The sequence below is a fragment of the Pseudalkalibacillus sp. SCS-8 genome (genome assembly GCF_040126055.1).
GTDB lineage: Bacteria > Bacillota > Bacilli > Bacillales > Fictibacillaceae > Pseudalkalibacillus > Pseudalkalibacillus nanhaiensis.
The window spans coordinates 868,424-880,522 of the sequence record NZ_CP143541.1 but is presented as its reverse complement, the minus strand read 5'-3'; the positions used below and the strand labels follow the sequence as shown (position 1 = coordinate 880,522).

Sequence of the window (12,099 nt, the reverse complement as noted above, 5' to 3'; positions counted from 1 at the left end):
CTCCCTAGTCGAATTTTTTTCGTAGGGAGGGATTTTTTTATGTACTTGGAACAATATTTGAAATGCATTCAATCATTCTATCCTTCACTTAATATCGAGTCTGTCCAATGGAATCATTTCGGAGAAAACAATGATATCCTTTTTTTGAACAAGAAGTGGGTTTTCCGGTTTCCAAAGCATGAAGAAGCGAAAAACAACCTACAAACGGAGTATGAACAGCTCCTGTATATCAATCCCTATATAAGCCTTCCCATACCTGAACCTGTTTTCATCAATACTGACACGAATATTCTCGGGCAAGCCTTTTTCGGTTACCCATTGATTCCTGGAATTCCTCTTTATCGGGAAACGGTACAATCTCTCTCTCCATCAGTAGAAGAGACGTTGATTCATGACCTTGCCACTTTCCTTTATGAACTTCACTCGATTCCTGTTGTCGGTGCGCCAGGGAAAGTAATCGCAAATAATGATGCACATCACTTCTGGACGAACATGTTTGAAAGGATTACAGGGACACTTTTTTCATATATCCGGGTTGAGAAGCAAGAAGAAATCGTCAATCATTTTACGGTCTACTTGAACAATCAGTCCAACTTTTCATTCAAACCTACGATCATTCATGGAGACTTTGCAAATTCGAACATCTTATTTGACGAACAAGAACAACAGCTTAGCGGGGTCATTGATTTTGGGAAAAGTTACATTGGGGATCCTGCCATTGATTTTGCGGGACTTTACAAAAGATATGGAGTAGATCTCGTAAAACGGATTGCGTCATTCTATCCCGGTATCGAAGAAATGATGCCGCGGATCCAGTTTTACGCAGGGGCATTTTCTTTGCAAAGGGCCTTACACGGCTTCCATACCCAAAATCGCGAAATCCTCTCAAACAGTTTGAAGGAATACGTTTAAGTGCATGTAAACTAAGCTCCTATGTGCATACTAAAGCTGAAGGAGGCGATCACCATGGCAAGACAGCGAAGACCCCTCGTCCCTGAAGCGAGAGAAAAATTGGATCAGCTTAAAGTCGAGGTCATGAAGGAAAAAGGATATAATGTTGACGCGAATCATCCCGAGAAGACCAAGTTTGAAGTAGCCAAAGAAATGGGCATCCCGCTAAAAGAGAAAGGGAATAAAGACTTGAGTTCATATGATGCGGGACGGATCGGCGGACAAATCGGCGGCAGTATGGTCCACGAACTGATCAAGCGAGCAAAAGACCAACTGAATAAGCAGTAAAGGTGAAGGATTGACTCTCAATTTGAGGAGTTGATCTTTTTTGTATAGATTAGGAAGATTTCTCCAACATTTGAAGCGCAAGCTGAATGAGCTCTTGCTCGTGTTTTTCCTCGCTTATTTCTTTGTTTATATAGGATATATAGTATAGGATTCCATCAGTTTGGAATGTTAGAGAATTATTCTCAATTGCTCCATTTACTTTATCGTTGATTTTCACTCCTTCCCCATGCCCTTCATACTCACCAAAATTTTCTGCCTTTATGGTAATAAAGATCCTCTTATCCTTTTGTTTCGGAGTAGCGTTAAATTCAATCTCGATCATTTTACCTTCATACGTATAATCGACGATTTTAGGTGGTCGGAAGCCTTCCGTTTCAAATGGCAACGTTTCTGGCAACGTCATCTCGAATGGAATCGCTTCAAGACCTGCTTCGACGGATGGGGCTTTGTACATAATCGGCAAATTCATTTCTTTCAATTGTTTTACTGAGATGTCCTCTCCATCGTTTCCGATGGATTCTTCAATTTCAAGCTCAGATGTATCCAATACGTCCTTGTTTTGACAACCTGTAATTAGCACGATTGCAAACATCAATAAAATGATCTTCTTCATATTATCCCCTCCTCTACTTTCTTACGTTTTATTGAACAGAAAGTTTCGTATTTTTATTTCGTTACTCGAAGGATTTCCGGTTTTGACCAAGAATATCTTTAGTAGGAAAGATGAATACATTTTAGGAGGGTTCATTTCATGGCACAGCAAGTTTTAGATGAAACGGTACAACAAGCCGTGAAGCAATTTACGGCATTGGACGAGAAGATCAGTCATTTTTCGAATATCCTTGGACTTCTTGGATGGGATTCCCGTACATATGCTCCAAAGAAAGGGAAACCGATTTTCGCAAAAGCGAAAGGCACTCTTTGGACGGAGACGTTCAAACTATCCATTTCCAAAGAGATGGGTGAATGTCTGGAAACCTTGACGAAGCCTGATGTATATGAACAGCTCGATCCGGCAACCCGGGCATGTGTCCGCGAACGGAAAAGCGAGTATGATAAATCAAAGCAAATCCCTTCAGACGTTTATAACGAATATGTCGTCCTATCTTCCAATGCGAATGATGCATGGGAAGAAGCACGCGCAAATGATGATTTCGGTCATTTCCAGCCTTATCTGGAAAAAATGATCGATATGAAGAAGCGTTTTGCGGAGTATTACGGTTACGAGAAGCATCCGTATGATGCATTGTTAGATGAATTTGAACCTGGATTAACGGTAGAAAAACTCGATCCGTTGTTTGCCGATTTACGTAAAACGAGTATCGATTTATTGAAACGTATTCAAAATTCACCTAAGCAGCCTAGAAAGGATATTTTCGAGCAAACTTATGATATCGAGAAGCAGAAGGAATTTGCACATTTCATTATCGAGAAGCTAGGCTATGATCTTGAAGCTGGTCGTTTGGATGAAACGACTCATCCATTCGCGATGGGGATCAACACAGGTGATGTAAGGATTACCACCCGTTATGAAGACAACAATCCACGTATGGCGATATTCGGTACGATTCACGAAACAGGACATGCTTTGTACGAACAAGGTGTGAATCCTGACTATGAAGGACGTGTTATCCGTCGAGGCGCTTCATTCGGTATCCATGAATCGCAATCACGTTTCCTTGAGAATATCGTAGGGCGTACGAAGGAATTCTGGACGTATTTTTATGATGATATCCAAAGACATTTCCCCCATCAGTTAAGCGGTGTTTCCTTGGATGAATTCTATCGTGCGGTCAATGCTGTGGAACCATCCCTCATCAGGGTCGAGGCGGACGAGCTGACGTATAATCTGCATATTATGCTGCGCTATGAAATCGAAAAAGGATTGATCGCAGGAGATATCGAAGTGAAGGACTTGCCTGAAATCTGGAATGAGAAAATGGAGGATTATCTCGGTATTACTCCACCGTCCAACCGTCTTGGTGTTTTACAGGATGTCCATTGGTCTCACGGCGGCGTCGGGTACTTCCCTTCCTATTCCCTCGGAAACCTTTACGGAGCACAGATACTCAACAAGGTTCTAGAGGATATGCCTGATTTCTATTCGAATATCGAGAAAGGCGAGTTCATGAAGATCCGTGAATGGTCACGCGAAAATATCCACCAGTATGGCAAGCTCTATACCCCTGGTGAATTGATCAAGAAAGTAACAGGCGAAGAGCTGAATTCCAAATACCTCGTCAACTATTTAGAGGAAAAATTCAGTAAGCTGTATGATTTGTAATCAATCTTGAATGAAAGATAATATCGGATGTCCTGTGGATTGCCACAGGACATTTTGTTTTTAAAAGGCGCGGAAGGAGGGGTCGTCGTTATCTTGACCTCAATTCAAGCTTTCGCTGTTTTTCGGTGAGGATAGACCCGTTATCCTGCCCTCAAATCCCAGTTTCACTGTTTTTCGGTGAGGATAGAGCCGTTATCCTGCCCTCAAATCCCAGTTTCACTGTTTTTCGGTGAGGATAGAGCCGTTATCCTGCCCTCAAATCCGGGTTTCGCTGTTTTTCGGTGAGGATAAAACAGATTTTCGGAAGTCAGGCCAAGGAAACGCAGTGTATAACAGGTGGAGGTGCCTGACACCCAACAGGAATTCGGGTATAGTAGACTTGTGAGAGATAGGAATGAGGATGTGATTCGCTTGATGGGTTTCAGGATGTTATCGGCACTTTTTTCTTTGTGTGTTCTCGTGCTGGCTGGTTGTTCCTCAACCGAAAACGACGGGCATGCTAAAAAGGAACTGCACGTGATGGCAGCTATCAGCCTCAGTGATGCCTTGAAAGAATTGGAGCTTCAATTTGAAAAAGAGCATCCCCAAATCAATATCATCTTGAATTTTGCGGCCTCTGGTACCCTTCAACGACAAATTGAGCAAGGGGCACCAGCTGATCTGTTCATATCCGCCTCAGAAGCGAAGTTCAAAAAGCTGCAACAGAAAGATATGTTGCACCCTGATTTCACTACTGACCTGCTACAAAATGAGCTTGTCGTGATTACGGGAAAGAAGAGCGCGATTGACCTTTCCTCCACTCAAACGCTTTCTTCCTTGCAAAAAAAGGACATCAAGCGTTTTTCAATCGGGGTTCCAGATTCAGTACCTGCTGGGCAGTATGCGAAAGAAGCCCTGCAAGAAAGCAGCCTTTGGTCGAATATCGAAGACCGGATCGTCTATGCAAAGGATGTCCGTCAAGTGTTAGCTTATGTAGAAACAGGCAATGCCGATATCGGGTTTGTCTATGCGACGGATGTCAAACACGCTTCAGATATCACGGTTCTTCACAAAATCGATCCAACCTTACATACTGCCATCATTTATCCTGCTGGCATACTGAAAGGAACCAAACACCTTGAACAAGCGGAACGTTTTTATCAATATCTTCAAGGTTCAAATGCAAGAGCAATCTTTCAAGATTTTGGCTTCACGCCTATAGATTGAGGTTTTATATATGATCGATTCCTTTTGGTCTCCTATTTATTTATCTCTGACAATCGCGATTACAGCTGGATGTATCGTGGGGGTCATCGGAATTCTTATCGGACGTTTAATGGCACGACGATCTTTTCGGGGAAAAACGGCGATCGAGACGTTCCTGATGCTTCCCCTGGTCCTTCCCCCTACTGTGGTCGGGTTTCTTCTAATTGTTCTTTTCGGAATAAACAGCCCGGTCGGCAGACTTATTGAAGCTCTGTTCAACCAGACACTCATCTTTACATGGTGGGCTGCAGTCGTTGCTGCTGTCGTCGTTTCGTTTCCACTCATGTATCAATCTGCGAAAACAGGATTCGCCTCTGTGAACTCCGAAATTGAAGATGCTGCGAAAATGGATGGCGCCAAATCCTTTGACGTTTTTATGAAGATATCCATCCCATTGGCGAGCCAGGCGCTTATTACAGGATTGGTTCTCAGTTTCACACGCGCTCTCGGTGAATTCGGTGCCACACTCATGTTTGCTGGGAATATACCGGGGAAGACGCAAACTGTGCCGACTGCCATTTATATCGCCTTCGATACTGGACAGAAGGAATTGGCTTGGTTATGGGTCGGGTCCATCATATTGCTTTCCTATGGTCTGTTGTTTCTCATTTACCGCCTTTCGCGTCAGACAACGTAAACGTCAATTAAGAGATAAACGTATAAAAAGAGGGTACCTGCTATCAACCAGGTAGCCCTCTTCTCTTTTTATTTCCTTTTATAGTCTGTTCAAGTAAGATACACAGGATGACACCGATGATCAGGCCGTTATTCATGAGCGACGCCACGGCCGGATGAACACCGGATAATGATGCTGGTGTCAAGAACATCGCCCCTAATCCAATCATTAAAGAAAGACTGATGATGAACATGTTCGCCTCATGATCCCCTGCTTCTTTATAGGCTTTGAAACCGATGATGAGCATATTGGAAAAGGCGAGAAGCATACTCGCATATCCGACCGGAGCGGGTATGGCTGCAACGAACATCGTAATGCTTGGAAAGAAGCTTAACAACAAAATGATGGCACTTCCGATCAAATAAGGCAGACGTTCTGTCAGCTTCGTGGCCAAAAGAAAGCCTGCTGTATACGATAAGGGCACCATTCCGACGGTCGAGAACAAGCTTGAGAAGAGTTGACTGAAGCCCATGACCACACCGGATTGTTCATATCTACCATCGCCTTTCTCCCCTACTACATTTCCGACAACATCAATGCTTGCCACGAAATTGATCATCAACAGCAACGTTACGACAACTGAGGTGATGACGATTCCAAGATCAAACACCGGCGTACCCCATACCCAAATTTCGGGATACGTTATCCAATTGGTTGTTGGAGAAGAGACCGGCTTCGTCAATCCGAACACCTGGAACATCAGCCATCCTACCGCAATTCCGAACAGGACTGAATAACTTCGTAGGAAAACCGATTTTCCTCGTGTGAACAGGATCGTGATGAGCGCCGTTAAAAGAGCTGCAAGAGCAACTGGCCCATCTACCTCATTTGTGCGATATCCCACACCCGTTATCCCTTTCATGAATGGACCGCTGATCTGGGCGACTAACAGAATGAAGTACGTCCCAGTGACAACCGGGGTGAAGAGCCTTTTGACATAATGGATCACCCGTAAGAAACTTAGCATCAAAAACAGGATTCCACTGATTATGAGTCCCATTTCAATGCTTCTCAATGTTTTGACGGCACCCTCTGGCGTCACCGACTCTAAACCTGCAAAAAGCAGGAAGACGCTCCACCATAATACGGCAGGACCCTCAACAATCGGTTTTCGGTGTCCGAAAATCCCTTGCAAGAGGGAAACGATCCCGATGACGAAGAATGTCCTTTGTACGAAGCTGGAGATTTCCTCAACTGACATTCCGAATGCCGCCCCAATTGTGAGAGGGGCGACGATACTACCGGCAAGGATGAATACGAACCATTGGAAAGAAGCTAACAATAACCCCACTTAAAGGACCTCGAACTGGGCATCGGTCCAATCTGTAATGAACATGTGTCCAGGGGCGTGCGTAATCATCAGATCAGGTTTGACCTTCATTGCCACCGACTGTGGTGTGACCCCACATGCCCAGAACACTGGCACTTCCCCTTCTCTAATCGTCACGGCATCCCCGAAGTCAGGCTGATCCAGGTTCTTGATACCAAGCTGCTCTGGACTACCAATGTGAACTGGAGCACCATGGACGGAAGGATATTTCGAAGTAATCTGGACAGCTTTCGCGACATCCTTGGCTGGGATCGGTCTCATACTGACAACCATTTCTCCTTCAAAAGGACCCGCCTTCTCACATGGGATGTTCGTTTGGTACATCGGAACATTCTTACCTTCTTCGATCTGTCGGACTGGCACCCCTTTATCGAGAAGAGCTTTTTCAAATGTAAAACTGCAACCAAGCAAGAATCCGACCATATCGTCTTTCCAAAGAGAGGTGATATCCATCTTTTTTTCGGTAAGGACACCTTTTTCATACACATGATACTTAGGCAGATCAGTCAGTAAATCAGCTTGAGGTGCCGCCATGATAGGAATCGGCGAACCCGGCTCTGTCACATCCAATACTGGGCAGGGCTTCGGATTACGCTGGCAAAATAACATGAAATCAAACGCGAGTTCCTTCGGTAGGACTACAAGATTGGTCTGTGTATAGCCATTTGCCATCCCTGATGTCGGTTTGTTCCATTCATTCAACCGACACAATTCTCTTGCTTCAGCAGGCTTCAAATCACCATAGCTCGCCATCATTACTCCTCCTTGTTACCCCTTGAACTATTGGAACAGCTTCGGAATCTGATCAATCATCGTGAGTACGCCCATATAGGACATCGCAACGACAATGATCCCTCCGAATACCGTCAGCCAGATCGGATGCTTGTAGTCCCCGACAATTTTCGGTTTGTGAGCAGCAATAAGCATTACACCTAATGAAATCGGTAAAATCAATCCGTTCAATGCTCCCACAAGAATCAAGACGTTGACCGGTTTACCGATGGATACGAAGACAAGTGTCGATAATGCGATGAAAGCAATGATTAAATATTTGTGATATTGCTCAAGCTTCGGATTGATTGTCCGTATGAATGACACAGACGTATACGCTGCACCGATGACGGAGGTGATCGCTGCAGACCACATGATGACCCCGAACATCTTATACCCGATATTTCCTGCTGCCAGCTGGAATACAGAAGCAGGTGGGTTGGAAGGATCGAGTGTCAATCCCTGGGCGACAACACCTAATGTCGCTAAGAAAAGGAAAATACGCATGATGGATGCGATACCGATTGCTGAGACGGAGCTTTTCGTCACTTCCGGTAAGGAGTCGACCCCTTTTACACCTGCATCAAGTAATCTGTGTCCACCGGAGAACGTGATGTACCCTCCGACTGTACCACCGACAAGTGTAATGATCGCCATGACGTCAATCGTATCAGGGATGAACGTCTTCTGCACCGCTTCTCCTACCGGAGGTGTCGAAGCGAACATAACGTATACCGTGAGCGCAATCATCACGAACCCTAGCACCTGTGTGAAACGATCCATGATTTTGTTCGCTTCACGTAACAGGAAAATACCGATCGCGATGAGTCCGCTCAAGAACGCACCCATTTCCGGAGAGACCCCGAAGATGACGTTGGAGCCTAGGCCTGCACCGGCGATGTTCCCGATGTTGAACGCTAGTCCGCCAAGAACTATCAAGAATGCGACGAAGTACCCGAGCCCTGGAAGTACCATATTTGCAATATCCTGGGTCCGTCGTTCAGCGACCGCAATGATTCGCCAGATATTCAATTGTGCACCAATGTCGATGATGATCGAGATCAAGATGACGAAACCGAAGCTCGCCAATAAGGCCTCTGTAAAATAAGTTGTTTGTGTCAGGAATCCTGGTCCGATTGCGGACGTTGCCATAAGGAACGCCGCGCCTAATAAAATACTGCGATTAGACTGTTTCATCATATCCCACCTTACCCCTCTATATTACGAATCTGTTCGATCTTGATGTCTGATGCCTTCAATCCATTCTGGATGGTCCGGGCAAATTGAAGTGCGTGTGGTCCATCACCATGGATACAAATTGTGTCGGCTTTGATTGGAATGTCCATTCCTTGAAGGCATTTCACTTTCCCTTCTAGAACCATCCTCACGACCTGTTCGACTGACTGTTCCTCTTCCTCAATCAGCGCATTCGGAAGTGTCCGGGATGTTAATGAGCCGTCCTCTTGATACGTCCGATCCGAAAAAACCTCACTAGCTGTCCGAAGACCCGCTCGCTCTCCCGCCTTTACCAATTCACTTCCTGACAAACCGAATAGAATCAAGTCTGGATTTATATCGTAGACGGCTTCAGCGATGGCATCTGCAATCTTTCCATCCTTTGCAGCCATATTATACAGACCACCATGCGGCTTCACATGCTGCATCGTCCCACCTTCTGCCTTTACGAACCCATACAGTGCACCGACTTGATAAACGACCATTTCATACGCTTCCTCTGGTGAGATTTGCATCGGACGTCGACCGAATCCCATCAGATCTGGAAGGCCCGGATGTGCACCAATCCCTACCTCTTTTTCCAAAGCGAGCTTCACCGTCTTCCGCATGACAGAGGGATCTCCAGCGTGATAGCCACAAGCAATGTTTGCGGACGTAACGAAATCAAGAATCTCTTCATCTCTTCCTTTCTGATAGGTCCCGAAACTTTCCCCGAGATCACAATTCAAATCGACCTTTTTCATCCGTTATAGCCTCCTTCTCTCAGTTTCAATGAAATGCCTTGCTCGATCTGTTGTACGTGTTCTTCTTGTTCAATGAACAATTTTTCAGCTTCTTTGTGTGTGATCTTCTTGAAGCGGACCTTTTCCCCCGGCTTCAGCTGGACAACCTTAGAGAAATCAGCGGTCGCAATCTGGGCGATTTTCGGGTAACCTCCCGCCGTTTGACGATCTGCTAAAAGGATGATCGGGTTCCCTTCAGAAGGGACCTGTACCGTCCCGAACGCAACAGCCTCAGATATCATGTCGATCTTCTCAGATAATTGGAGTTGTGCACCTTTGAATCGGAATCCCATTCGATCTGATTGGGGGGTCAGCTGAAATTCCTCCCCAGTAAACGCTTCCTGGCTTTCTTGAGTGAACAGTGACCATTCTCTTCCAGGAATGAAGCGTATTATGTTCTCATCGCTCTCTTCCGTACTCCATTCCGAAGCTGAGGACCAATCCGATTCGACATAAGGTTGATCCGGATCCTTTAACAATTTGAGAATTTCGTTTGACCTTTCACCTGGTTTACAGAGCTTGAGGCAATCGTCATCCTTCAATGCCCTTCCTTCATGGCCTCCAATTCCAGCGCGCATATAAGTAGATCGGCTGTCCATGACCTCCGGGACATCGATTCCTCCCCCTACTGCGAGATAAGCGCGGCACCCTGAGGTACATCCACCGAACTTCAGTACAGTACCAGCCCTAACATAGATCGGTCTCCATAGCTTGATCAGGTTACCATCTATAGTCGGGGAGAGGTTGCCACCTGTAATGGTAATCAATGCATCTTCCTCGAATTCGATCTCAGGACCCTTCATCGTCATTTCAATCGACGCTTCATTCCCTTGATTTCCGACGAGTATGTTCCCGATTCGATACGCCATTTGATCCATAACACCACTGACAATGACACCGAAGCGCTGATAACCATAGCGGCCAGCATCCTGGATGGTCGTTTGTAATCCTGATTTGATGATTCTCATGATTGCCCCTCCTTCAGTTCCTTGAATTCGGACAGGGAAATCGGCTTGAAACGGATCTTGTCCCCTGCTTCAAGCAATGTCGGCGGGTCTTGATCAAGGTCAAACAGCTTGAGAGGAGTTTGGCCGATCAGCTGCCAACCGCCAGGTGTCTCGATTGGATATACACCTGTTTGCGATCCCGCTATCCCGACTGATCCTGCAGGTATGGATGTGCGTGGATCATCCCTCCTTGGTGTTGCGATCTTTTCAGACATTCCTCCTATATAAGGGAAGCCAGGTGCAAATCCAAGCATGTACACCAGGTAATCTCCGTTGGAATGAATGTCGATCACTTCGTCCACACTCAATTGATTATGATCTGCGACCTCTTCCAGGTCTGGCCCCAACTCTCCCCCATAGCAGACTGGGATTTCAATGGTCCGTGCCTCTTTTTCAGACGAAGGCTCAAATCGTTCCAAGATATTGTGCAGCTTTTTACACATGCTTTCATATGGAGAGTGTTCTCCTTGGCTATCATGATCGTTATGGTCCTGGACCTGAATCGGGTTGTAATACAATGTAACCGACGTGAATGCAGGAACCAGATCCAATGTCCCTGGAATCGGGTGGTCTTCCAAGTAACGAGTCAAGCTTCTTACAGCATGGTGTGTATCCAATGAGATATCCGTACCAAGCTGGATGATGACTGCTGCGTCCCCTAATGGGCTTAATTCATAATTCAAGAGATCACCTCAAATATCGTATTTCGGTTCCATCCAAGCGCTTTTGATATCTCTTCTGCCGCTTGTTTCACTTTTTCAATCAGATAAGGTAATGCTTCCATGTCCCGGAAGCGTGTCTCTGGGCCGACAATACTGATGGCCGCATAAACCTCATTTTCGTGATCAAAGATCGGTGCTGCTATTGCAGAAGAATCGTCATGCAGTTCTGAATGACTGATGGTATATCCGCTTTCCTTGCACTCTTCCAATCTCGTAATCAATCGATTCTTATCTGTAATCGTTCCCCTTGCAAACGGTTTCAGAAACACGTTTTCCAAGTAGGATTCTTGTTCTTCTGGTGACATGTAAGCTAGTAAAATCCTAGGGCAAGCTCCAGCATATAATGGGGCTGTCCGACCGATTCCTGTGTATACCCGGACGGGTTTATCGGTATCGATCTTCTCCACATAGATGGCTTCCTCCCCTTCACGAACAATCAGGTTCACCGCTTCCCCAAGCTCATCCTTCAGTCGTTTCATAATGGGCAGTGCCATTCTTCTGATATCTAACCGCGACTTGACGAGTTGACCGTACTCGAGAAACGAGAATCCTAACTCATACTCACCATCCTGATTTTTCCGAAGAAAGCCCGCATCTTCTAAAGACAGAATCATCCGATAAACCGTAGTCTTTGGTGTTCTTGTCAATCGTGTCAGTTCTTTCAATGATAGAGATTGATGCTCTTTAAAGAATGTTAGAATTTCCATCGCTTTGATGACTGTAATATTCTTTTCTCTCATACCTTCACCTCCATCATTTGTTCCGATATTCGGAACGGTCATTCCGAATTTAAACGCTTACATTCAG

At 45.5% G+C, this 12,099-nt stretch carries 13 protein-coding genes; 5 read left to right on the top strand and 8 right to left on the bottom strand.

Annotated elements, in window-relative coordinates; all coding sequences use genetic code 11:
* Window positions 1-39 precede the first annotated feature (39 nt).
* Both V1497_RS04530 and V1497_RS04525 read left to right on the top strand, forming a co-directional pair.
* Window positions 40-912, top strand: a complete 873-nt coding sequence (locus V1497_RS04530; protein WP_349409782.1) for an aminoglycoside phosphotransferase family protein — start codon at window positions 40-42, stop codon at window positions 910-912.
* Window positions 913-966: 54 nt separating this feature from the next.
* On the top strand, window positions 967-1,239 hold the full coding sequence (locus V1497_RS04525; protein ID WP_349409781.1) for an alpha/beta-type small acid-soluble spore protein: 273 nt from the start codon (window positions 967-969) through the stop codon (window positions 1,237-1,239).
* 49 nt (window positions 1,240-1,288) lie between these two features.
* Here the strand turns inward: V1497_RS04525 and V1497_RS04520 are convergent, their stop codons facing one another.
* A complete protein-coding gene (locus tag V1497_RS04520) occupies window positions 1,289-1,852 on the bottom strand; it encodes a hypothetical protein (protein ID WP_349409780.1) in 564 nt (187 codons plus the stop codon).
* A 138-nt stretch (window positions 1,853-1,990) separates the two neighbouring features.
* Here V1497_RS04520 and V1497_RS04515 point away from each other — a divergent pair, with 138 nt between their 5' ends.
* The 3 genes from V1497_RS04515 (at window position 1,991) to modB (ending at window position 5,405) form a co-directional block, all read left to right on the top strand.
* Window positions 1,991-3,523, top strand: a complete 1,533-nt coding sequence (locus tag V1497_RS04515) for a carboxypeptidase M32 (protein ID WP_349409779.1) — start codon at window positions 1,991-1,993, stop codon at window positions 3,521-3,523.
* Window positions 3,524-3,937: 414 nt separating this feature from the next.
* Window positions 3,938-4,729, top strand: coding sequence for a molybdate ABC transporter substrate-binding protein (modA, locus tag V1497_RS04510; protein WP_349409778.1), 792 nt, complete (start codon window positions 3,938-3,940; stop codon window positions 4,727-4,729).
* A gap of 10 nt (window positions 4,730-4,739) precedes the next feature.
* The gene (gene modB / locus V1497_RS04505; RefSeq protein WP_349409777.1) at window positions 4,740-5,405 is read left to right on the top strand and encodes a molybdate ABC transporter permease subunit; all 666 of its coding nucleotides are present in this window, start codon (window positions 4,740-4,742) and stop codon (window positions 5,403-5,405) included.
* A gap of 43 nt (window positions 5,406-5,448) precedes the next feature.
* On the opposite strand, the gene V1497_RS04500 is transcribed toward modB, so the two are convergent.
* The 7 genes from V1497_RS04500 to V1497_RS04470 are packed head-to-tail and all read right to left on the bottom strand — an operon-like array spanning window position 5,449 to window position 12,032.
* Complete coding sequence (locus V1497_RS04500) at window positions 5,449-6,735, bottom strand: purine/pyrimidine permease (RefSeq protein ID WP_349409776.1); 1,287 nt, start codon at window positions 6,733-6,735, stop codon at window positions 5,449-5,451.
* Window positions 6,736-7,527 (bottom strand): putative hydro-lyase, encoded by a 792-nt coding sequence (locus tag V1497_RS04495; RefSeq protein WP_349410748.1) that lies wholly within the window; start codon window positions 7,525-7,527, stop codon window positions 6,736-6,738.
* A gap of 27 nt (window positions 7,528-7,554) precedes the next feature.
* Window positions 7,555-8,745 (bottom strand): NRAMP family divalent metal transporter, encoded by a 1,191-nt coding sequence (locus tag V1497_RS04490; protein ID WP_349409775.1) that lies wholly within the window; start codon window positions 8,743-8,745, stop codon window positions 7,555-7,557.
* Between the two features lie 8 nt (window positions 8,746-8,753).
* Window positions 8,754-9,524: a 5-oxoprolinase subunit PxpA gene (locus tag V1497_RS04485; protein ID WP_349409774.1), complete on the bottom strand. Its 771-nt coding sequence runs from the start codon at window positions 9,522-9,524 to the stop codon at window positions 8,754-8,756.
* A complete protein-coding gene (locus V1497_RS04480) occupies window positions 9,521-10,531 on the bottom strand; it encodes a biotin-dependent carboxyltransferase family protein (protein ID WP_349409773.1) in 1,011 nt (336 codons plus the stop codon). Before V1497_RS04480 ends, V1497_RS04485 begins: the two co-directional genes overlap by 4 nt.
* Entirely contained in the window at window positions 10,528-11,253 is a 726-nt protein-coding gene (gene pxpB / locus V1497_RS04475) for a 5-oxoprolinase subunit PxpB (RefSeq protein ID WP_349409772.1), read from the bottom strand. Before pxpB ends, V1497_RS04480 begins: the two co-directional genes overlap by 4 nt.
* Window positions 11,250-12,032 (bottom strand): IclR family transcriptional regulator, encoded by a 783-nt coding sequence (locus V1497_RS04470; protein ID WP_349409771.1) that lies wholly within the window; start codon window positions 12,030-12,032, stop codon window positions 11,250-11,252. The genes pxpB and V1497_RS04470 overlap by 4 nt, the downstream gene beginning before the upstream one ends.
* Between the last annotated feature and the right edge of the window lie 67 nt (window positions 12,033-12,099).

Excerpts from the sequence above, each read along its gene's own strand:
- V1497_RS04530 (WP_349409782.1), top strand. The coding sequence starts at position 40 with ATGTACTTGGAACAATATTTGAAATGCATTCAATCATTCTATCCTTCA.
- V1497_RS04525 (WP_349409781.1), top strand. The coding sequence starts at position 967 with ATGGCAAGACAGCGAAGACCCCTCGTCCCTGAAGCGAGAGAAAAATTG.
- V1497_RS04520 (WP_349409780.1), bottom strand. The coding sequence starts at position 1,852 with ATGAAGAAGATCATTTTATTGATGTTTGCAATCGTGCTAATTACAGGT.
- V1497_RS04515 (WP_349409779.1), top strand. The coding sequence starts at position 1,991 with ATGGCACAGCAAGTTTTAGATGAAACGGTACAACAAGCCGTGAAGCAA.
- modA (WP_349409778.1), top strand. The coding sequence starts at position 3,938 with ATGGGTTTCAGGATGTTATCGGCACTTTTTTCTTTGTGTGTTCTCGTG.
- modB (WP_349409777.1), top strand. The coding sequence starts at position 4,740 with ATGATCGATTCCTTTTGGTCTCCTATTTATTTATCTCTGACAATCGCG.
- V1497_RS04495 (WP_349410748.1), bottom strand. The coding sequence starts at position 7,527 with ATGGCGAGCTATGGTGATTTGAAGCCTGCTGAAGCAAGAGAATTGTGT.
- V1497_RS04490 (WP_349409775.1), bottom strand. The coding sequence starts at position 8,745 with ATGATGAAACAGTCTAATCGCAGTATTTTATTAGGCGCGGCGTTCCTT.
- V1497_RS04485 (WP_349409774.1), bottom strand. The coding sequence starts at position 9,524 with ATGAAAAAGGTCGATTTGAATTGTGATCTCGGGGAAAGTTTCGGGACC.
- V1497_RS04480 (WP_349409773.1), bottom strand. The coding sequence starts at position 10,531 with ATGAGAATCATCAAATCAGGATTACAAACGACCATCCAGGATGCTGGC.
- V1497_RS04470 (WP_349409771.1), bottom strand. The coding sequence starts at position 12,032 with ATGAGAGAAAAGAATATTACAGTCATCAAAGCGATGGAAATTCTAACA.